The organism is Serratia sp. PAMC26656 (assembly GCF_016469055.2).
Classification (GTDB): Bacteria; Pseudomonadota; Gammaproteobacteria; order Enterobacterales; family Enterobacteriaceae; genus Serratia; species Serratia plymuthica.
This window is the reverse complement of record NZ_CP150486.1, coordinates 3,191,995-3,208,573: the sequence shown is the minus strand read 5'-3', so window position 1 is coordinate 3,208,573 and position 16,579 is coordinate 3,191,995. Positions and strand designations below refer to the sequence as shown.

At 53.1% G+C, this 16,579-nt stretch carries 32 protein-coding genes; 13 read left to right on the top strand and 19 right to left on the bottom strand.

The window, feature by feature from the left end:
- Positions 1-3 precede the first annotated feature (3 nt).
- Positions 4-762: a copper homeostasis protein CutC gene (cutC, locus tag JEM67_RS16235; RefSeq protein ID WP_199634926.1), complete on the top strand. Its 759-nt coding sequence runs from the start codon at positions 4-6 to the stop codon at positions 760-762.
- 234 nt (positions 763-996) lie between these two features.
- On the opposite strand, the gene JEM67_RS16230 is transcribed toward cutC, so the two are convergent.
- The 17 genes from JEM67_RS16230 to JEM67_RS16150 form a co-directional block, all read right to left on the bottom strand.
- Positions 997-1,254, bottom strand: coding sequence for a pyocin activator PrtN family protein (locus JEM67_RS16230; RefSeq protein WP_064798931.1), 258 nt, complete (start codon positions 1,252-1,254; stop codon positions 997-999).
- Positions 1,255-1,310: 56 nt separating this feature from the next.
- Positions 1,311-1,649 carry a hypothetical protein gene (locus JEM67_RS16225; RefSeq protein ID WP_199634927.1) on the bottom strand — a complete coding sequence of 113 codons (339 nt, stop codon included), beginning with the start codon at positions 1,647-1,649 and terminating at the stop codon, positions 1,311-1,313.
- Positions 1,642-2,319 carry a hypothetical protein gene (locus tag JEM67_RS16220; RefSeq protein ID WP_199634966.1) on the bottom strand — a complete coding sequence of 226 codons (678 nt, stop codon included), beginning with the start codon at positions 2,317-2,319 and terminating at the stop codon, positions 1,642-1,644. Before JEM67_RS16220 ends, JEM67_RS16225 begins: the two co-directional genes overlap by 8 nt.
- Positions 2,316-2,498, bottom strand: a complete 183-nt coding sequence (locus JEM67_RS16215; RefSeq protein ID WP_199634928.1) for a hypothetical protein — start codon at positions 2,496-2,498, stop codon at positions 2,316-2,318. The genes JEM67_RS16220 and JEM67_RS16215 overlap by 4 nt, the downstream gene beginning before the upstream one ends.
- 9 nt (positions 2,499-2,507) lie before the next feature.
- Complete coding sequence (locus tag JEM67_RS16210; protein ID WP_199634929.1) at positions 2,508-2,762, bottom strand: hypothetical protein; 255 nt, start codon at positions 2,760-2,762, stop codon at positions 2,508-2,510.
- On the bottom strand, positions 2,763-3,206 hold the full coding sequence (locus tag JEM67_RS16205; RefSeq protein WP_370576126.1) for a hypothetical protein: 444 nt from the start codon (positions 3,204-3,206) through the stop codon (positions 2,763-2,765).
- Positions 3,199-3,528, bottom strand: a complete 330-nt coding sequence (locus tag JEM67_RS16200; protein WP_199634930.1) for a hypothetical protein — start codon at positions 3,526-3,528, stop codon at positions 3,199-3,201. Before JEM67_RS16200 ends, JEM67_RS16205 begins: the two co-directional genes overlap by 8 nt.
- Positions 3,528-4,010 carry a hypothetical protein gene (locus JEM67_RS16195; RefSeq protein WP_199634931.1) on the bottom strand — a complete coding sequence of 161 codons (483 nt, stop codon included), beginning with the start codon at positions 4,008-4,010 and terminating at the stop codon, positions 3,528-3,530. Before JEM67_RS16195 ends, JEM67_RS16200 begins: the two co-directional genes overlap by 1 nt.
- A gap of 207 nt (positions 4,011-4,217) precedes the next feature.
- A complete protein-coding gene (locus tag JEM67_RS16190) occupies positions 4,218-4,358 on the bottom strand; it encodes a hypothetical protein (RefSeq protein WP_199634932.1) in 141 nt (46 codons plus the stop codon).
- Positions 4,351-4,857, bottom strand: coding sequence for a class I SAM-dependent methyltransferase (locus JEM67_RS16185; RefSeq protein ID WP_199634933.1), 507 nt, complete (start codon positions 4,855-4,857; stop codon positions 4,351-4,353). The genes JEM67_RS16190 and JEM67_RS16185 overlap by 8 nt, the downstream gene beginning before the upstream one ends.
- On the bottom strand, positions 4,844-5,551 hold the full coding sequence (locus JEM67_RS16180; protein ID WP_199634934.1) for a hypothetical protein: 708 nt from the start codon (positions 5,549-5,551) through the stop codon (positions 4,844-4,846). Before JEM67_RS16180 ends, JEM67_RS16185 begins: the two co-directional genes overlap by 14 nt.
- Positions 5,548-5,832 carry a hypothetical protein gene (locus JEM67_RS16175; RefSeq protein WP_199634935.1) on the bottom strand — a complete coding sequence of 95 codons (285 nt, stop codon included), beginning with the start codon at positions 5,830-5,832 and terminating at the stop codon, positions 5,548-5,550. Before JEM67_RS16175 ends, JEM67_RS16180 begins: the two co-directional genes overlap by 4 nt.
- Positions 5,829-6,101 carry a hypothetical protein gene (locus JEM67_RS16170; protein ID WP_199634936.1) on the bottom strand — a complete coding sequence of 91 codons (273 nt, stop codon included), beginning with the start codon at positions 6,099-6,101 and terminating at the stop codon, positions 5,829-5,831. The genes JEM67_RS16175 and JEM67_RS16170 overlap by 4 nt, the downstream gene beginning before the upstream one ends.
- Positions 6,101-6,538, bottom strand: coding sequence for a hypothetical protein (locus JEM67_RS16165; RefSeq protein WP_199634937.1), 438 nt, complete (start codon positions 6,536-6,538; stop codon positions 6,101-6,103). The genes JEM67_RS16170 and JEM67_RS16165 overlap by 1 nt, the downstream gene beginning before the upstream one ends.
- Positions 6,535-7,155: a 3'-5' exonuclease gene (locus tag JEM67_RS16160; protein WP_199634938.1), complete on the bottom strand. Its 621-nt coding sequence runs from the start codon at positions 7,153-7,155 to the stop codon at positions 6,535-6,537. The genes JEM67_RS16165 and JEM67_RS16160 overlap by 4 nt, the downstream gene beginning before the upstream one ends.
- Positions 7,155-7,685, bottom strand: coding sequence for an HD family hydrolase (locus tag JEM67_RS16155; protein WP_199634939.1), 531 nt, complete (start codon positions 7,683-7,685; stop codon positions 7,155-7,157). Before JEM67_RS16155 ends, JEM67_RS16160 begins: the two co-directional genes overlap by 1 nt.
- Before the next feature lie 1,005 nt (positions 7,686-8,690).
- Complete coding sequence (locus JEM67_RS16150; protein WP_199634940.1) at positions 8,691-9,173, bottom strand: hypothetical protein; 483 nt, start codon at positions 9,171-9,173, stop codon at positions 8,691-8,693.
- Between the two features lie 229 nt (positions 9,174-9,402).
- Here JEM67_RS16150 and JEM67_RS16145 point away from each other — a divergent pair, with 229 nt between their 5' ends.
- Complete coding sequence (locus JEM67_RS16145) at positions 9,403-9,606, top strand: DUF2767 family protein (RefSeq protein ID WP_199634941.1); 204 nt, start codon at positions 9,403-9,405, stop codon at positions 9,604-9,606.
- 40 nt (positions 9,607-9,646) lie between these two features.
- On the opposite strand, the gene JEM67_RS16140 is transcribed toward JEM67_RS16145, so the two are convergent.
- On the bottom strand, positions 9,647-10,051 hold the full coding sequence (locus JEM67_RS16140; protein ID WP_199634942.1) for a zinc ribbon domain-containing protein: 405 nt from the start codon (positions 10,049-10,051) through the stop codon (positions 9,647-9,649).
- Between the two features lie 61 nt (positions 10,052-10,112).
- Positions 10,113-10,763: a S24 family peptidase gene (locus tag JEM67_RS16135; protein ID WP_199634943.1), complete on the bottom strand. Its 651-nt coding sequence runs from the start codon at positions 10,761-10,763 to the stop codon at positions 10,113-10,115.
- Between the two features lie 99 nt (positions 10,764-10,862).
- Between JEM67_RS16135 and JEM67_RS16130 the strand changes: the two genes are divergently transcribed.
- The 11 genes from JEM67_RS16130 to JEM67_RS16080 all read left to right on the top strand — a co-directional run bounded on the left by JEM67_RS16130 (position 10,863) and on the right by JEM67_RS16080 (position 16,482).
- Positions 10,863-11,060: a Cro/CI family transcriptional regulator gene (locus JEM67_RS16130; RefSeq protein ID WP_064290951.1), complete on the top strand. Its 198-nt coding sequence runs from the start codon at positions 10,863-10,865 to the stop codon at positions 11,058-11,060.
- A gap of 27 nt (positions 11,061-11,087) precedes the next feature.
- Positions 11,088-11,621, top strand: a complete 534-nt coding sequence (locus JEM67_RS16125; protein ID WP_199634944.1) for a YmfL family putative regulatory protein — start codon at positions 11,088-11,090, stop codon at positions 11,619-11,621.
- Between the two features lie 198 nt (positions 11,622-11,819).
- Positions 11,820-12,062, top strand: coding sequence for a hypothetical protein (locus tag JEM67_RS16120; protein WP_199634967.1), 243 nt, complete (start codon positions 11,820-11,822; stop codon positions 12,060-12,062).
- The gene (locus JEM67_RS16115; protein WP_072271402.1) at positions 12,034-12,216 is read left to right on the top strand and encodes a DUF4222 domain-containing protein; all 183 of its coding nucleotides are present in this window, start codon (positions 12,034-12,036) and stop codon (positions 12,214-12,216) included. Before JEM67_RS16120 ends, JEM67_RS16115 begins: the two co-directional genes overlap by 29 nt.
- Entirely contained in the window at positions 12,213-13,271 is a 1,059-nt protein-coding gene (locus JEM67_RS16110; RefSeq protein WP_426406332.1) for a hypothetical protein, read from the top strand. Before JEM67_RS16115 ends, JEM67_RS16110 begins: the two co-directional genes overlap by 4 nt.
- Positions 13,268-13,615, top strand: a complete 348-nt coding sequence (locus JEM67_RS16105) for a hypothetical protein (protein WP_199634946.1) — start codon at positions 13,268-13,270, stop codon at positions 13,613-13,615. The genes JEM67_RS16110 and JEM67_RS16105 overlap by 4 nt, the downstream gene beginning before the upstream one ends.
- Positions 13,612-13,845, top strand: a complete 234-nt coding sequence (locus JEM67_RS16100; protein WP_199634947.1) for a hypothetical protein — start codon at positions 13,612-13,614, stop codon at positions 13,843-13,845. Before JEM67_RS16105 ends, JEM67_RS16100 begins: the two co-directional genes overlap by 4 nt.
- The gene (locus JEM67_RS16095; RefSeq protein WP_199634948.1) at positions 13,835-14,383 is read left to right on the top strand and encodes a phage N-6-adenine-methyltransferase; all 549 of its coding nucleotides are present in this window, start codon (positions 13,835-13,837) and stop codon (positions 14,381-14,383) included. The genes JEM67_RS16100 and JEM67_RS16095 overlap by 11 nt, the downstream gene beginning before the upstream one ends.
- Positions 14,380-14,760: a RusA family crossover junction endodeoxyribonuclease gene (locus tag JEM67_RS16090; protein ID WP_199634949.1), complete on the top strand. Its 381-nt coding sequence runs from the start codon at positions 14,380-14,382 to the stop codon at positions 14,758-14,760. The genes JEM67_RS16095 and JEM67_RS16090 overlap by 4 nt, the downstream gene beginning before the upstream one ends.
- On the top strand, positions 14,748-15,737 hold the full coding sequence (locus JEM67_RS16085) for a DUF968 domain-containing protein (RefSeq protein WP_199634950.1): 990 nt from the start codon (positions 14,748-14,750) through the stop codon (positions 15,735-15,737). Before JEM67_RS16090 ends, JEM67_RS16085 begins: the two co-directional genes overlap by 13 nt.
- A 52-nt stretch (positions 15,738-15,789) precedes the next feature.
- The gene (locus tag JEM67_RS16080; RefSeq protein WP_233527543.1) at positions 15,790-16,482 is read left to right on the top strand and encodes a bacteriophage antitermination protein Q; all 693 of its coding nucleotides are present in this window, start codon (positions 15,790-15,792) and stop codon (positions 16,480-16,482) included.
- Positions 16,483-16,579: the final 97 nt, after the last annotated feature.

Sequence of the window (16,579 nt, the reverse complement as noted above, 5' to 3'; positions counted from 1 at the left end):
ACAATGATTAAACTGGAAGTTTGCTGCTTTAGCGTCGATTGCGCGCTGACGGCTGAGCAGGCAGGCGCTGATCGCATAGAATTATGTGCCAGCCAGAGCGAGGGCGGTTTGACGCCCAGCTACGGTACGCTGCGCCTGGCGCGCGACAGGGTATCCATCCCGGTGCATCCGATCGTCCGCCCGCGCGGCGGGGACTTTTGCTACAGCGCGGTGGATTTCGACGTGATCAAGCAGGATATCGTGCAAATCCGCGACATGGGTTTTGCCGGCGTAGTGGTGGGTATGCTGGATGAAGAAGGGCATATCGACCTGCCGCGCATGCGTGAAGTGATGCGGTTGAGCGGCAATATGGCGGTTACCTTCCATCGCGCTTTCGACATGTGTCAGAACCCGATGGTAGCACTTGATCAACTGACGCAACTGGGGGTTGCGCGGATATTGACCTCCGGTCAACAACAAAATGCCGAGCTTGGGCTACCGCTGCTGCGCGATCTGGTGCAGGCCAATCAAGGGCCGGTGATTATGGCCGGTGCCGGCGTAAGGCTCAGTAATCTGCACAAGTTTGTGGACATTGGCGTTCAGGAGGTGCACAGCTCCTCCGGACACGCGGTGCCTTCGACCATGCGCTATCGCAAAGCCGGCGTGACCATGTGTTCAGACAATGAGTTCGATGAATTTAGCCATTATTGCGTGGATGGCGAAATGGTAGAGGCGATGAAAAACGCGCTGGCCTTGGTTGACCCTTTGGCGCAAAGCGCATAAACACGCAGCTAACCGTGTTCTGATTACCGGTTTCCGGGCTAAAAGCCCCTTTAACGTTTCGCCGAATCTTCGGCGATTACGTGAGTACCAGGCCCCGATGTTTTGTCGGGGTTTATTTTTTATTAATCAATCGGTTATTTATTTGTGGGGTGCTATTGGGATGCTGAGTGATGATGCAAAGGTAAGAAAATAACAAAAATAAGATATAAAAAGCCGGGACATTGCCCGGCATGATTAGTTGTGTTGCATCAATTTAAAGTACTCTTTTCCCTGCTCTCGCTGTTTGTCTATGTACTCTGCCAAGTCCTGAATATGAATCATCCGCGGTGCCTTCTGGCTTTCTCCAGCCCTGAACGTTGGAACCGGAAGCTGTCCCATAGTGGCCTTCTTATCAGCGGTGGCAGACTTCATGCCAAAATACTTTTCGCACACGTCGGCAAGAGGTATTGAAGCGGTGTTGAACTCAGCCATTAACAAAAACATTGTATTCATGATCTTCTCCACACGTTAAGCCCGCCGCATACGGGCATTAATCCAGTCGTGACATGTCACACTGTTAATTTCGTTTCGTGCCATCCGAGGGTAAGCCAGCAGGCTTTTTCACCCACACAAGGGCACTCGGTAACCGGCAATTGATCGCCACATTTCTTACATGATCGTTTCTGCTGGTGGGCTAAAGTTTTCTGGTAATCGGCATGGCACCGGCGGATTAGCAGACCGACAACCTCGTTGAATTCGTACGGCTCCCGGCCAGGGCGCAGGCCTGACAAAAGCACCTGCATCATCTGTTCTTCTTCTGCTTCCAACTGCAACTCACGAATGACGATCCCACTTTTGCGCTGCCGCGCCCGCTGGGCAGCTTTACGTTCAGCATCTGTCTTAGCCATTGCCGCCCTCCGGTGCTGCTGCCAGCAAAACAGGCTTGCCGCAACTTTGGCAGAACTTCACGCCGTTTTCAGTCGGGCTGCCATCACAGAACATCCATGCTTCGCCGCAACCGCTATCCCACTTTGAATCGTGCTCGTCGAAAGTCCACTGGCAACCATCCGGAGTTTCCGGAGAGTTCAACTTGTAACCCTGGCTTACAGGTTGAGCCTTTTCGTTGGCGTCACCAACATGGTTCAGCATTGCGGCGCGGCACTCATTCCAGCCAAAGCGATAAGCCTCTGCTTGCGGAATCGACAGCTGATATCCATTGGCGATTGTTTCCAGGCTGACGGAAATTTCCTCCGGCACTGCTGGCGCTGGCGGGGCGGTGAACAGTTCGGTTCCATGCGGCAGGTCTTTGCCACCGCCTTGCCAACAGATGCTACCTCTTGCAGCTGAACGGCGGTCAACCAACGCCACCGGCTGCGCCTCCCGGTTAGCCAGGAGAGCATCAAGAGCATTTACCAGCATCTCCACTGCCTCGGTTGAGAAATGGTCACGCGTTGCCCCAATAACGTGCAGCCGCTTAATATTCCCCTCGATACTTTCACCGAATTCAGGCATTGCCTTACGTGCTGCAATGTCGGCCTTAATTTGTGCCAACACCTCGGTCGTTAGTTTCTGTGTCATTGCTGGCTCCTTCTGTAATCCTGAATCGTAAACACAATTGGCGCGGGTTCTGGCTTCATCAGCTCTGACAAGCTGGGCCCAGCAGGTGCCAGTCCAGCAAAAATTAGCGCCTGCTTTATGCCAAGAATTACCGCGGCGATGAGCAACCATTTCCCAATGAAGTTAAATAGGCGTGTCATGCATCCCCCTTAACCTGCTGTTGAGTGAACTTGTGCCGGGAAGAATAACCCACCAAGGTTCGCGTTAGCTTTGTCCACCGCAGGACCAAAATCATCATTATCGCGGTCCATAATCCGGCTTATCTCGGTTTCCTTTTTAACGTCATAAACGAATACGTCGTTATCACCCATTGTGTAGAACCCCAGCCGTTTCGACGGGCATCGGTTCAGCACCTCCTGCAACTCGTCCAGCCACGCCTGCTCTTTTTTGGTTAGCTTTGCCATCTACTCATCCCCCTCTACGGTGAAGTTGAAGGTGAGGTCAGAAGCACAGACTCGTTCAACCTCTTCTACAGCATCGGCGAATCCGAAACAGTTACTCCACTCAGGACGGCGGCCAGTTGCGGCTTCGTACATGTCCGCTAGCGCTATCTCCGCCTCATCCCGTTCCTGAATCAGCTGTGTCTCGCTGGCGTCTAACTCGGCGATGCGCTTTTCGGCTACATCAGCGCACTGCTGCGCGTCCGAGGCTGTCTTAATGAGATACTCACCAGTTTCGCGTAACAGTGTGTTTTCGGCCTTTGCCTCTTCCAGCTCTGCCAGCAGGGCGGAGATAACATCGGGGTTTGCCACATGCAGCCAGCCCACAGTTGTTTTCCCTCCGTTCGTTTGCTGCCAAGTCGCCATAGCCGCCGGAAGATGCTCTTTCAGTTCGCTGAATTTATCCATTGTTCTTATCCCGCTGAAATTCGAAGAAGTCGCCGCCAGCGTCCATGTGGTACACCAGTTGCAGGTACTCGTTTGCGATGGCTTGAGATACCCGCAATTCATCACGTAGAGCCTGCGCTGCCGCCTGCCATGCATCACGGTCTACAAGCAGGGCGGATACGTACTCTTGCGAGTAGAGGGGCTCAACAACTGCTCGATCATGCCGATCGGCTTTGGAACGTTCAGCTGTTGATTTATCCGTGAATGCTCGGTCTTGATACAGCGTCCCGCCGGTTACAACGAATGCCCTTGGCTTGCTCAGTTCGCTCAGCTTATTGTTCATCAGTGCTCACCCCAGCTATAAGTTGAAGCGATCGGCCCAGGCTGCGTAGCGGCAAGGAATTCACCGTTAGGAACGCTGATAACCTCTCCACGCCGATTGATCTGTAGCCCATCATCAAGGCTTACATTGCTGACATGCCCGGCGTCTTGCAGCCCCTTAAGGCAAAGTTCAACAGTTTCTGCGGTCAGCCAAAGCCTGTTGAGCTGGAACGCCTTGCGGTAGATGAACGCCTGCATAGCCTGTTCTTTGGTCAGGTGATATCCGGAGCGAGCCGCATTTTTCAGGCAACGTTTAACCTGCTTGCTGCCAGGCTTTAAGAGAAATGAGCGCATTCCCTCAAGTGACGTATATGGCATGTCGTGAACGTGCCAGAAGGTCTTTTCAGTCTCGCGAAGAATGACGCGCTCCCACAGCATGACGATCGGGCGACCCTGGCTGTCATTACCGTCTACATAGCGATAGCAATATTTTTTGTCGGTCATAATGCTTTCTCCTGGGCTTCAGCCCGTCTACGCATACACTTAACGCAGTTTTCAGGGTGGTAGTGAAATTCGTCTATCCGAATACCTGTGAACAACCATTTCCCACACAGACTGGTCGGGCTTCCGTCAGCGAAGTAGTGCGCTTTCTTCGCTAGCGCCGGGAATCCCCATCCTTGGTCATTTTTCTCTACCGGGTTGCTCTTACGCTTAGCCACAGCTCACCTCCGCATATCTGACTCGCCCGTAGTACATGCCAGTGCGCCAGCGGTAGTGCTTGCTCGGCTGCCACATGTCCTGTTCTGTCGTTAATTCGATGCCGCGCACCAGACGCGGTTTGCGCTTAGCCATGCTGGGCCTCCTTCACGAAGATGATCCAGTGCGTTTTATCGCTCTTGCCGGTGCGCTGCCAGATAGCTGGTTTCTCGTCAGTTAGGGCGATGATCTGGCTAACCGGTATCTGTGTTTCGTTCCATTTAAAGATCAGCACGCCGTGTGGCCGCAGCACGCGGAAAGCTTCTGCGAATCCGGTGCGCAGTTCGTCGCGCCATGTTTCACGGTCGAGCTTCCCGTACTTCTTGCCTTGCCAGCCATTTGGCCCGACGCGCTCCAGGTGGGGCGGATCGAACACGACAACCGGGAAGGTGCAATCAGCAAACGGCAACGCGGTGAAGTCGGCGATCAGGTCAGGAGAGATAACCAGCTTTCTGCCGTCGCACAGGGTGTGGCTCTCGCTGCGCTTATCGTTGAATACGGCCCGCTCATCCTGCTTGTCGAACCAGAACATGCGGGAGCCGCAGCACATGTCGAGAATGCTTTTGCCTTCGAGGCTCAGTTCATTTGCTGGCATCACGCACCTCCACACGACGAAACTCGATAACCCACACCCAGGGATTAGCGCCCCAGCTTTCTTCCCCGTAAATGGATTGCCATAGGCGCTGGAATGCAACTTTGGCTGTAGCAAAGTCGCCCTTTGGCGTCAGGAATGTGTCTGGATAATCCGGCAGCATTTCGCCAGCCGGTTTTACGCCTTCTGCCTTGGCATCCTCTTCACTGATGCTGTTTAGTCGCTCTACGCGCACGGCGGTGATTTCCAGCGTGATTCTGCTGGCCCAGCGCGGCATGTGGATTGATGGGCGCCATGTGCCTTCGTATTGAATGTCTCGATCAGGTATCGACCACAGGCCGTAGTTCCCCGGCTCTTGCCAGCACGACGCCTTATAAATCCGCGCCGCATGCTTCTCGTCGCCCTTAATCAGGTTTCCGTCCCAATCGATAGGACAGCCGTCTTCGTTGCCGAGAATGGCGAATGTTTCGCGCACCCACAACCGATCGCCTACTTGTCCGAATGGGGAGTTATTTGCAGCCCACAGGCGTGCTTTTTCTCCTTCATCACCTTCAGGCATGTGAACCGGCCAGTTACCAGCTTCACGCCCACCACTGTACAAATGTCGCTCTTGAATTATCCGGCGCGTCTGCGTCTTGCGTCCGTCGAGAATGGCGCGAACCATTTCAGCGTTAAAAATGATAGGGCGCTCTTTCATTTGGCCTCCACTACGCGCTTGCGGCGGGAATAGAACACTTCCAGAGCCCACTCATGACCTGCCCGAGTCGGCTTCTCGGTTTTTATGCTGAGTAAACCAAGGCGCATAGCAATTGCTGTCGCGGTTCCACCGGAGTGGTACCCGGCTGCGCGTTTTAAAATGGTATCGGCAAGGATCACTTCAAAGTCAGTGCGCCCGAAATTGGTGCCTTCAAAAGCTTGCTTTAGCACTTCAGGAGTTAGGTGCGCGATTGCCTGTTTCTGCGCGATTACCTGTTTCATTTGGCCTCCCCGGAAGTGATTGTGATAGCGAACCCGGACACCTTCGGTTCGTTCCGAATGATGCGCAGCGCCTGATCGAACTTATCAACCCCGCGGTCATCGAAGCTGTTCAGGATGGTGGTACAGCAACCAAGCTTTCTCTCTTCACAGTTTTCGAATGCAAAGGAGGCGATCATTGGCATGTTATTTTCTTTGCAGATGGCAATGATTTGCTGCATCAGCGGGCTAATCTGCTCGTCGTAGACGTTTTCGAGGTCGTAGATTTCCATTATTTGGCCTCCCGCAGCTCGATGGCTTCACGAAGACGCATTGCGAAAACTTTGGCATCCATAGCATTGTCGTTATAAACATCGGCCAGACCAGAATTGCCTATAGCTCTATGCTCTAAGCTTTTTTGAATTTGGCTATCTGCGAATTCATCTACGGCTTGAGATCGGATAGCGGCAAGGGCAGTGGAGGTGGCTGGGGTTGCAGCCGTATCGATCAGCCCTTTTGCGAACGAATAAACCATCGAACCGAAATCGACTTCTGGATCCATAAAGCATGAAAAATTACCGTTGACCGTTTTCACGGCTGGATTCCAGTTGTTCTGCTTGATGAAATCGAGATACTTACCGGAGGTAAGTGCACCCTTCATCGCTACGTTCTCGTCGAGCAGCCGGTCGTGCGACTCCTTCAGTGCTGCATAGCTCAACACTTCGCTCATGCTGCACCTACCTGTTGGCTATTCAGCTGGTAAGCAATGGCCATCTGCTCTGCGTCGTTCATAGCGTCATGCAGTGAATGATGTTTAACCATCGCGAAGCACGGCTGGTGGGTTTTAGGCAGGTAACCTTTGGTGCCCTTGGTCATAGCGTCGATATATGTCCGCACGTCGCGCTTGCCGCCCCAGTGCCACGGGCATTCCATCTCATACATGCGGTAGGCATGCTCAAGGATCGAGCCGTCAAAGTCGGTTCCACGGAAGAAGATCCGAGCGTCAGGATTCTGCTTAATCCAGTTGGACAGCAGCCCGAGGCATTGTCGCAGCGGTTCACGGTCGCCAGTTAACGCGTCCTGCGCGTCTTCGCCTTGCTTACGCCAGAAGACCTGGGTTTCTGCGCTGACGGTACGCCCCTTCATTAACTGGTCGAAGGTATCGGCCAGGCAGTAAAAAGCATTGGCTGAAAAGTCTGCTAGCTCGCCATCACGCGCCACTTGGAGGATGTTTTGCTGTGTCTGGTGAACATCACCAATGTCAAAAGCAAACCCACCGATAGAAAGGAGTACTGCCGACGGCGTAACGTCGAGGGTTTCGGTATCGATCGTGATAGTGTTGATCATCACAGCACACCCCACTCTGTCAGCTCATTGAATCGAGCAATGAACATTGCCCGCGCTTGCTCCGGCATTACCGGGGTGATCACGATGTCAGCGGGGAAAATACCTTCCAGCATTGGCCACACTTGGCCATCATCGATATCAAGATCCCGGCGTTCGGTGGCCAGCATGACCAGGTCGGCATACTTCACTGCGATATCCATCTGCAGTGGCAGGCCGAAGCGCTGGCGGATCACTGCGTCGAGCTGTTCTTCGATACGCTGGTAATCCGGCAACAGTCGTTTCAGCGGGGCAGGGATATCTTTGCAATAGGCTTCGGTGGCATCGTGCATCAGCGCCTCAAGGGCGAACTCTGGCTCCACAATTTGGCTGCACAGCACTGAGTGTTGCGCAACGCTGTAGAAGTTCGGCAGGTGGCCGGCAAATCGGCACTCATGGGACAGCGCCTGGGCGATATCCTCAATGCAGATGCTTTCGGCTGCAGGCGCCGCAAAGTCAAAGTGACGGCCTGTAAAAGTGGTAATCCAGCTCATACGTTAATTCCCACACGCTGATTTTCGGCAAAGCGAATCCCTGCCAAAAATTGGCAATTTTCCGCAAATTGAAAATCGGGTTTGAAGAAGGGAGGCCAGACGCCCGCATAGCGCTGGCTCCCGGTTAATTACTCACACATCAGATGGCGCACCGAGCCGGGGCTTTATACTGTGTAAAGGGATAAGGGGAACCCAGAACAGTACGCCACCTGATGTGTGAAAAAAGTGCGGCTGACACCAACCAGCGAACAGCCGCATAAGGCTTCTACACACAGCAAAATTCCCGCCGGATATCTGCGCTTGCTTTCGCTGCAGTGCCGCCGGCGCGGCGCATCATGTTGTGGTGGCGGGAGTTGAACCCACAGGCGGAGAGGTAGCCCGCCCATCACCGGATACCACAACGGAAAGAGCACTGCCGGTGTCCGAATCGAACGGACCTTTTCGTTGCCCATCGCCTAACGTTCTGGTCTAGGTGGCGTGAATTGAACACACCGTTATGCCTTGCTCGTCAGTGCTCTTTACGTTGTGTGCGATATTCCCACCCTGGTTCGGCAGCGCTACCTTGCCAGGGTGGGAACAAAGGGCAGTAACGCTGCCAGTCGGCTTATTGGTCTGATCAGGAATATCAAGTCCCAATGCGCGGGGTTTGCTCTCCGCCCCGGTTTTCCCCCGCTATTGTGTAGCGCGCAAACCGGGCAACCGCCTTCCACTCGGTGTGGCTTTCGCCAAATTAGGTGTGGTGGCTGGTAAACAACGCCCCCGAAGTTCCCAGCCTTAAACCACATTGGGCTGCTCACTCATGAGTTTCAGGATTCTCCACCGCTCCCAGAACTGAGGGAAAGGGCGAGTGAGCATTCCGATGTGCGCCGGTCACCCGGCGACTGCCACCACTACGACAAAACCAACAACCAACCAAAAATCCAGACACAAAACAGTTACTGCCAACCACCATGCGCCTCGTTCACTCATGATTGCCTCAGTACGCCCCGTAGGGCGCGTTGGGTGTCACTCCGGTAGTGCGTCGGGAACTGATGGGCGCATGAAGTCGGCCCAAGCCAGAAAAACGGTGCTCGGTTCGTCCCGTCCGTAGGTGTGCTTAATCACCAACCTGCCGCTATCGTCTGGTTTCAGGTAATCGTAGTACATGCCGCCTTCTTCGAAGTAATCGCGGTAGAATCCATTTATGCCAAGGAAATCACCGTCTTCGCTTACCCAGTTATCAGGCCAGCCGGGAGCGCCTTCGGGGAATCCCCCACTATCATTAAATTCAGCCAGCTCTTCTTTGGTAGCGGCGGTAAGCGCAAACCGCATTTCGATAACGCGGCGTTCAACTTTTTCAAGGGTCAGGCTGCATTCGGCCTTACCGTCAGCGCCGAGGCCTCCCCATTTTTGCGAATACTGGTAAAAATCAACCAGTCCCCACACCTTAATGTCATCGCCACGCTTAATGTCTGGCGTCTCTGTTGGTTTCTTCCAGATTGTTTCCATCGTCGTGTAACCCTCTGCTGTGAACCTGGTAAGCGAATCATCCCGATCTTCGTGTGCCTCGGGCGGCTACTTCGTGGGCGTCCTGCCTGTTCGCTGTCGATGGATTTAATGTAGGATATCTGACATTTTATGTCAATGCGTTTTGGTAGGTAGTCTTACATTTAAATTTTAACGTGTGTCGTTTTGCTTGTGTGGGTATTATCAGGAAAGCGTCTAGGAGGAAGTGACCATGTCAGATTCAGATCCGACGTACGACGAGGCGTGTAGGGTTGTAGGGCAGTGTTGTTTGATGCAGGCTCAGAGCGGCGAGGAAATAAGCAGGGGACAGGTCGCTTATCAGCTAAAGCTGTTGCATTGGAAAATTATGGAATTGACTGGAGAATCGAACTTGCCGATCAAGCTGGCGATCGAACAGTTGGAGGATGGACGGTAGGTAATAAAAATCAATATGGAAGATAGATCAGTTTAGGATTTTACTTAATTAACGGACCAATCTTGGTAATAATGAGGTAGGTAATGGTCACTGAAAGGACTATGACGAGCACTCTCTTCCAATGAATTTTTGTTCCATCGCCCTCTATATTGCCCATAACCGAGATTGATACAGGTAGCGGCTCAACGTCACTTCCGCAATGCTTGCATTTTGACGCCTGTCGTTTAATAGGCTCTGCGCAATATGGACAATCTCTTGATTCACCAGATGATGGTGAGTTGGTGGTTGAGTGTTTTCTTTCCGATGGGATGATAAGCACATGAATTATTGCGACGATGAAAAGCAAGAACCCATACACCCACCATCCAGCAAAGGATCTTCCTTTGCTCTGGGCAATAAACGCTGTAATCAAACCTAATAATGCAGCAACGACAAGAAATCCCATCAGTTATTCCAAGCTATTAATTATCAATAAGTTGTAAAGCATTATGTAGACGTATTCCCTTTCAGTTCATTGCGTCTGTAACTGCATCGTTATCAACATGACGCGAAGCTTTCAGGATGCCGGCAACATACTCGACCTTCTGAACTTCTGCTCGGGCAATCGTGATAGGGCGGTGATCCTGGTTGATGCTGGTGAACTGATACTCTCCATCACGAGTGTAATTCAGAACTTTGATCATGTTATGGCCATCGCTGGTCCTAACGAAAACTTCATCACCCGGATGCACCGTTGTGCCAGGTTCAATCAGAACGAACTCACCTGACTGGATACGTGGCCACATGCTGTCACCCCTGACACGAAGCCCATAGGCATTCGGGTCATCGCTGTAAATTTTCAGCCATCCACCACGGTATTCGACCATGTCGATCATGCCATCAACTCCTAAAACGGCATCACCAACTACAGGGATAAGCCCTGGTCGAACCTTGCCTACATATGTGATGTTTTCGTCAATATCGCCACCCTCAAGAAGCCAGTGTGGATTGCAGCTTAGCGCAGCAGCTAGTGCCTGCAGGTTCTCACCACCAGGTTTGTAGTCACCCGACTCCCAGCCAGTGACGGTGACACGATTGACCCCTACACGCTTGGCTAAGGTGTCTTGAGTTAGCTTTAACTCTTTGCGTCTTGATCGAATTCGGTCATTCATTTCCATGTAGGCAATCCTACCATTTAGTGATGTAGGATTCCTTGACTCTTTAATGTAAGATATCCTACTATCCAAGTGTTCCATTCCCTTACCAAAGAGTGAGCCATGAAAAAAGATGATGTTATTTCGTACTTCGATGGGGTGGGCAAAACAGCCAAGGCATTAGGGCTGTCACATGCCTCCGTATCGGGCTGGGGGAAAATTATTCCCAAAGGTCGAGCATTCGAAATCCAAGTTATTACTGGTGGTGAACTGAAAGTCGATCTCTCTCTTTACAAAAAGTCTACCGCCCCAGCGGCTTAACCAAAACCACAGAAGCGGAGAAACCTTGTGGATAACAAAGACTTTCCCACCCAGGACGACATCAGCGAAGCGATACACAAGCTGATCACGCTGTTCCCAGGCAAGTACAGCGCGATGGCGCAGCAGTTGGATCCGGTAGCCGGCACTGAAAACGCACTACGTAACCGCGTTCGTCAAGTATCGGGGCAGGTAGTGCCGTTGGGTATGGCAGCAGAAATGGAGTCAATCTCAGGCCGTAGTGATATCACCGAGGCCATGTGTAAGCGGGCTGGTGGAGTCTTCGTAAGGCTGCCGGAAATCGAGCAGGTGGACAATGAAGAGCTGCTGGTGAAGTTCAACGAACTGATGTCTGCGCTGGGCTTGTTCGCCAAGGCACATAACGAATTTACAGCTGATGGTGTGCTGGACAACGACGAAAGTAAAAAGCTTAAAGCGAAGGGTTACCGGATCCAATCGCTGGTGGCGGAAATCTACGCCGTGACAGTGATGATGTTTGGAGAGGGTGACGCCCAGGATATGCGGTCCCGGGCGTCGAGTGCATCAATTAAACGTGTGGAGTAATTAACGCATGAACAGATTAACAGAATCTCGTTTGCGTGGGCAATTTCGTTGTGTGGCTTCAAGCTGCGCCAAACCGTTAGTGCCGCTGCGTTATGTGATGAGAATACCGGGCGGCTGGTTGCCTGTCACCCACAGCGCGCTGCAGGAAGTTGTGGCCCGCTGCAAATACTTGGCGCTTCCAGCTCCGGGAGTGTGCCTATGAACCCTATCGAGTTCATCCGCAAAAACGTCGTGACGCAGCTTGTTGGCGAAGGTTTCCCCGAGGATGTCGCCAGGGGGGCAGAGGAGGCGGTCGATCTGTATCGCCGTATGTCTCAAGCCAGCAGGAAGGGGCGCATCTACGACGATTGTCTCACTCAAGCCCGGCAATACTGCCGATTCCACACACCAAAACACCTGAAAGGGGGATCCAATGGAAAACGAGGTAATCGTGCCGTTTGAAATGGATTGTCGTGACAGTCACGGCGTAATTGTCCGTGTGATTGGTGTCGATCAGGTCAATCAGCGCGTCATTTTCCGGCGTCCAGGCTATCCGTATGACTGCGCATGCCCGCGCAGAGACTTTGGTACCAAATTCAAGAAGGTGCAGGAATGAGCGTCTTAATGCAGTTACTGGATCGCCCAATAGCGTTTCAGCCTTCTTTTGTTGGGCTGGGCGCTGGCGTTACCGGGGCTGTACTGCTTTCACAGTTGGTGTATTGGCAAAACCGCATGGATGGTTGGTTCTACAAAACTCAGGCTGAGCTGACGACTGAAACCGGTCTGTCACGCTATGAGCAGGAAGGTGCCCGGAAAAAGTTGGTTGCCGCTGGCGTACTGGAAGAGGAGCGCAGGGGGGTACCGGCAAAACTCTACTTCCGTGTTAACAAAAACCAGCTGGAAGCCCTGCTGATTCAGTATGCGGAAAACCAGCAATCCAGTATGCGGAAATCCCGCATTCAAGAATGCGACAAACCAGCAGACAAGAATGCGGAAGTTCAGCCGACAAGTCTGCAGGAAACCCCCGAGCCAGATGGGGGAAATCCCGCATTCATTCATACAGGAGATTACACAGAGAATACTTCAGAGATTACTACAGAGAAAAAACCTGTACGTCAGCCGGCTCCGCCAGCCGACCCGCAAGAGGATTCTCTCAAAATCGATTACAAGGCCGTGCAGGAAATCTTCCACACCACACTGCCTGAACTGCCAGTCGTTCTAAAAATCACGGACGAACGCCGCAAGAAACTACGCAAACTCTGGGCTGACTACGAACTGAACCTCGAAAAATGGGGCGCTTACCTGCGTTTCATCTCGAAAAAGTGCCGCTGGATGCTGGAAGACCGCCCAGACACCAACACTGGCAAGACGTGGCGCAAAAAGGACTTCGACTACCTGATCACCGAGAAATGCTATCTCAAGGTCAAGGAGGAGCGAGCCAATGACATGCCGAAGGTTCAGAAGCTTGATAGCGCTGCCCGTGAGGATGCCTACACCCGCCTGGTATCTCAACGCCGTAAACCAAAAAACGAGGTGGAAACACTGGCTAAGGAAATGGCCGGATCATTGGGGCGCATGAGTGATTACGATGCCCGTCGGGCATGGACTGGTATCTGGGCGCAGGCAGTGTCGAAGGCCAGCGAGAACGACTTAGCGAGGTTGGCACAATGAGAAAATTATCGATTCCGGTAGACGTGTTCGAGAGCGAGCGTGTTAACAGCGGCATCCGCCGTTTAATTTTGGCTGGCATGCTGAAGGATACCCCTGAAAATCAAATGGGCCGTGTGATTCAGGCCGCTGCTGGCCCTACATGGATGACGCTCCGCGACCTTGAACGAACCGTATTCATGATGTTTTTCGTGGCCGACACACAGGCCGCAATTAGCGCCAGGCTGCGCGAAGTAGACCCTAAAGTGCATGGGCTGGTGAAAGAAAAACGCACGCTGAAGGATCCGGACACGGGCAAGCTGGTTTATTTCTACCGCCTGGTAGCCGCAGAGGAGCAGGCCGCATGAAGTGTGTATCAGGCATTGATGTTTTGCCACTGCTGGCGGTGGTACACCGGGTATGGCGCTGGTGGTCGATCTGTCGCATTCGCCGCGATTGGTGTGAAAGGCAGGATTTACAACGGTTAGCCAGGAAAAATGGATGGGAGATTGTTCGTCGAGAAATTCCATTCGATTACAACTATCGCATGATCAAGCTGCGGGCGCGCTTTGTGCCAGGGAGGGTGAATGAAATCTGATTACCTTGGCGCCAGCCAAACACCTGCAGAGCACAAAGACCGCTGGCAGACCCCGATCGAGATATTCAGCGCGCTGGATGTCGAATTTGGGTTTTACCTGGACGCGGCAGCAGACCATAGCAACGCCCTCTGCGCTCGTTACCTGACAGAGCAGGATAATGCCCTGACGGTTGACTGGGAGAGCTACGGCGCCATCTGGTGCAATCCACCTTACAGCGCACCGGCGCCATGGGTTGAGAAAGCGGAAGAGCAGTGCCGCGTACAAAATCAGCCGATCGTCATGCTGTTGCCGGCAGATATTTCGGTGGGCTGGTTCTCGCTGGCGCTGCAGTCTGTCGATGAGATAAGGCTGATCACCGATGGCCGGCTGTCGTTCATCAACGCGGCTACTGGACAGCCAGGGAAAAACGGCAACAACAAGGGCAGCATGTTTCTGATCTGGCGTCCATTCATCAAGCCACGTTGCCAGTTCACGACAATAAGCCGGGCTGAACTGCTCAGTATCGGCGCTGATGCACTGCGCGAGGTGGCAGCATGATTCTAACATTGCCATTCCCGCCAAGCGTAAACGGCTACTGGCGTTCTCCGAACAAAGGATCATCCAGAGGGCGTACTTTGGTCAGTGAGCGCGGCAGAGCATTTCAGGCAGAAGCTATCGCCCAGGTGATGGAGCAACTGCGCCGCCGACCGAAGCCTATCAGCGCGGATATTTCAGTGCAGGTGGTGTTCTGCCCACCGACTAAAGCCCGCAGGGACTTAGATAATTTCTTCAAGGCACTGTTTGATGCCATGACGCAGGCTGGCGTGTGGATCGATGACAGCCAAATTAAGCATATCGACGCTAAGTGGGGGCCAGTAATCAAGGGCGGTAAGGTCGAACTTCGGATCAGCGAGGTGGTGCCATGCGCGGACTGATGAAAGGGATCGTTGTCCGCGAGTTGGGGCAAGTCATCCTGAAGCCAGACGAAGAACTGCTGCCGATGTTCGGTGACCGGGTGCTGGTGGCCACAGTACCACCTGAGTTTCGCGATATGCCAACAGGCCCACTGCCGGCGGTACAGCAGCAACTGGCCAGCGATCCGCGCTTCAAGTCGTTCTTCATGCATGAACGTGTTCTTGCCGCTGCTGGTGGCATCAACAGCCTGGAGAGCTGGCTTGGGCGCAGTTTTGATTGCCAGTGGCCGGATACCTATCACGATAAAAACATGGATACGTTGCGCGTCTTTGGCGGAGCAGTCCGCCTTTGCTGGCACCATTCCCATGTCCACGGTGATAAGAGCCTGCCGGAGATGAAGCAGCTGGCAGAGCAGAATATTGCCGATTTTGTGGTGTACCGCGCCCGGCACCACTTCATGTTCGACGAAAGCCATCAACTGACGCTGCCAGAGCTTTGCTGGTGGGCGTGGGTACATGAGGTTATCGATCTGATACCGGAAGACGTGGCGGCGGCATCGCTTCGCATTAAGCCCCACACAGTCCCGAGTGGCGTCAAACGAGAGGCAGATATCACGCATACTCCGGCGGCGCGGCAGATAGTGGCCGAGATAGCCAAGAAGGCTGCAAAGGTGTTGGTAATCGATCCGGAGCCGCCAAAGGCATTGTTCAAGATCCCCAAGCGTGAGCGATGGACGAGCGAAAAATTTACTCGCTGGGTTAAGTCTCAGCCGTGCGCGTGCTGCGGCAACCCATCAGACGACCCACACCACATCATCGGCCACGGGCAGGGCGGCATGGCCACCAAGGCACACGATTTTTTTACCATCCCGCTCTGTCGAAAACATCACGATGAATTGCATCGTGACATGTCACGGTGGGAAGAAGAGTACGGCACTCAGATCGAGGTGTGGTTCAGGTTCATTGACCACTCGTTGTCCATCGGTGCCATTTCTTAAGTGTGGAGTATAGGCGAGCTGGCATGCGGGCCAGACGCCTGGAGATTAAAGCATGATCGTGACGCAGCAATATCTGCAGTACATTCGCGAGAGCTTCATGATGGCAACAGCTGACCTAAGCGGAAAGACGAAAGGGCAGTTGCAGGCATTCACTGAGTCAACACAGGTCAGCACAACGCGCGTGAAGCGCAAGCGTCGCACCATTGTAGAGCCAGACGGTACCCGGATCGTTGTTCATAGTAATCCGGTGCCGGGTACAGAAACGCGGCCAAGTTCTGGCGCGATTGCTCTGATAGAGCCAGAGACATTTTTAGCGACATCGTGGCGCCGGGCTGTATACCCCTTGAATGGTCATCAGCGCTCCTGGCTCGCATGGTGCTATACGGGGGATTTGGCCTTTAGCCACCAAGTGGAAATCACCCAGTGGGCCTGGTCAGAATTCAAAGCCGGCATAGAGGGTAAGAAGATCGCTGGGAAAACGATAGAGCGGTTGAGGGCGCTCATTTGGCTGGCGGCTCAGGATGTGCGGTCGGAAACAATAGGCGGTGAGGTGTACCAGTTGCAGGATGTCGCGGCGCTGCTTCAGGTTTCGCCCCCAAACTGGTCGAAGAACTACAACCCCTACTGGACACTGATGCGTGGCATCTTCCGAAGCCTTGACCGTGATGGGCTCTTGGCACTTTCAAGATCACGATCACAACAAAAATCGACATTTTCGCAGCAAGGTATTGCAAAAGTTAATTAAATAGGCCATATTTAGCGTTAATTTGATATCGTGCCACAAATGTAATGACCGGCACCAAAATAAAAACCTCGCTTCGGCGGGGTTTTCTCGTATCTGG

Bases quoted from the DNA above. Each gene is read 5' to 3' on its own strand.
- cutC (WP_199634926.1), top strand. From the start codon at position 4: ATGATTAAACTGGAAGTTTGCTGCTTTAGCGTCGATTGCGCGCTGACG.
- JEM67_RS16230 (WP_064798931.1), bottom strand. From the start codon at position 1,254: ATGAATACAATGTTTTTGTTAATGGCTGAGTTCAACACCGCTTCAATA.
- JEM67_RS16225 (WP_199634927.1), bottom strand. From the start codon at position 1,649: ATGGCTAAGACAGATGCTGAACGTAAAGCTGCCCAGCGGGCGCGGCAG.
- JEM67_RS16220 (WP_199634966.1), bottom strand. From the start codon at position 2,319: ATGACACAGAAACTAACGACCGAGGTGTTGGCACAAATTAAGGCCGAC.
- JEM67_RS16215 (WP_199634928.1), bottom strand. From the start codon at position 2,498: ATGACACGCCTATTTAACTTCATTGGGAAATGGTTGCTCATCGCCGCG.
- JEM67_RS16210 (WP_199634929.1), bottom strand. From the start codon at position 2,762: ATGGCAAAGCTAACCAAAAAAGAGCAGGCGTGGCTGGACGAGTTGCAG.
- JEM67_RS16205 (WP_370576126.1), bottom strand. From the start codon at position 3,206: ATGGATAAATTCAGCGAACTGAAAGAGCATCTTCCGGCGGCTATGGCG.
- JEM67_RS16200 (WP_199634930.1), bottom strand. From the start codon at position 3,528: ATGAACAATAAGCTGAGCGAACTGAGCAAGCCAAGGGCATTCGTTGTA.
- JEM67_RS16195 (WP_199634931.1), bottom strand. From the start codon at position 4,010: ATGACCGACAAAAAATATTGCTATCGCTATGTAGACGGTAATGACAGC.
- JEM67_RS16190 (WP_199634932.1), bottom strand. From the start codon at position 4,358: ATGGCTAAGCGCAAACCGCGTCTGGTGCGCGGCATCGAATTAACGACA.
- JEM67_RS16185 (WP_199634933.1), bottom strand. From the start codon at position 4,857: ATGCCAGCAAATGAACTGAGCCTCGAAGGCAAAAGCATTCTCGACATG.
- JEM67_RS16180 (WP_199634934.1), bottom strand. From the start codon at position 5,551: ATGAAAGAGCGCCCTATCATTTTTAACGCTGAAATGGTTCGCGCCATT.
- JEM67_RS16175 (WP_199634935.1), bottom strand. From the start codon at position 5,832: ATGAAACAGGTAATCGCGCAGAAACAGGCAATCGCGCACCTAACTCCT.
- JEM67_RS16170 (WP_199634936.1), bottom strand. From the start codon at position 6,101: ATGGAAATCTACGACCTCGAAAACGTCTACGACGAGCAGATTAGCCCG.
- JEM67_RS16165 (WP_199634937.1), bottom strand. From the start codon at position 6,538: ATGAGCGAAGTGTTGAGCTATGCAGCACTGAAGGAGTCGCACGACCGG.
- JEM67_RS16160 (WP_199634938.1), bottom strand. From the start codon at position 7,155: ATGATCAACACTATCACGATCGATACCGAAACCCTCGACGTTACGCCG.
- JEM67_RS16155 (WP_199634939.1), bottom strand. From the start codon at position 7,685: ATGAGCTGGATTACCACTTTTACAGGCCGTCACTTTGACTTTGCGGCG.
- JEM67_RS16150 (WP_199634940.1), bottom strand. From the start codon at position 9,173: ATGGAAACAATCTGGAAGAAACCAACAGAGACGCCAGACATTAAGCGT.
- JEM67_RS16145 (WP_199634941.1), top strand. From the start codon at position 9,403: ATGTCAGATTCAGATCCGACGTACGACGAGGCGTGTAGGGTTGTAGGG.
- JEM67_RS16140 (WP_199634942.1), bottom strand. From the start codon at position 10,051: ATGGGATTTCTTGTCGTTGCTGCATTATTAGGTTTGATTACAGCGTTT.
- JEM67_RS16135 (WP_199634943.1), bottom strand. From the start codon at position 10,763: ATGGAAATGAATGACCGAATTCGATCAAGACGCAAAGAGTTAAAGCTA.
- JEM67_RS16130 (WP_064290951.1), top strand. From the start codon at position 10,863: ATGAAAAAAGATGATGTTATTTCGTACTTCGATGGGGTGGGCAAAACA.
- JEM67_RS16120 (WP_199634967.1), top strand. From the start codon at position 11,820: ATGAACCCTATCGAGTTCATCCGCAAAAACGTCGTGACGCAGCTTGTT.
- JEM67_RS16115 (WP_072271402.1), top strand. From the start codon at position 12,034: ATGGAAAACGAGGTAATCGTGCCGTTTGAAATGGATTGTCGTGACAGT.
- JEM67_RS16110 (WP_426406332.1), top strand. From the start codon at position 12,213: ATGAGCGTCTTAATGCAGTTACTGGATCGCCCAATAGCGTTTCAGCCT.
- JEM67_RS16105 (WP_199634946.1), top strand. From the start codon at position 13,268: ATGAGAAAATTATCGATTCCGGTAGACGTGTTCGAGAGCGAGCGTGTT.
- JEM67_RS16100 (WP_199634947.1), top strand. From the start codon at position 13,612: ATGAAGTGTGTATCAGGCATTGATGTTTTGCCACTGCTGGCGGTGGTA.
- JEM67_RS16095 (WP_199634948.1), top strand. From the start codon at position 13,835: ATGAAATCTGATTACCTTGGCGCCAGCCAAACACCTGCAGAGCACAAA.
- JEM67_RS16090 (WP_199634949.1), top strand. From the start codon at position 14,380: ATGATTCTAACATTGCCATTCCCGCCAAGCGTAAACGGCTACTGGCGT.
- JEM67_RS16085 (WP_199634950.1), top strand. From the start codon at position 14,748: ATGCGCGGACTGATGAAAGGGATCGTTGTCCGCGAGTTGGGGCAAGTC.
- JEM67_RS16080 (WP_233527543.1), top strand. From the start codon at position 15,790: ATGATCGTGACGCAGCAATATCTGCAGTACATTCGCGAGAGCTTCATG.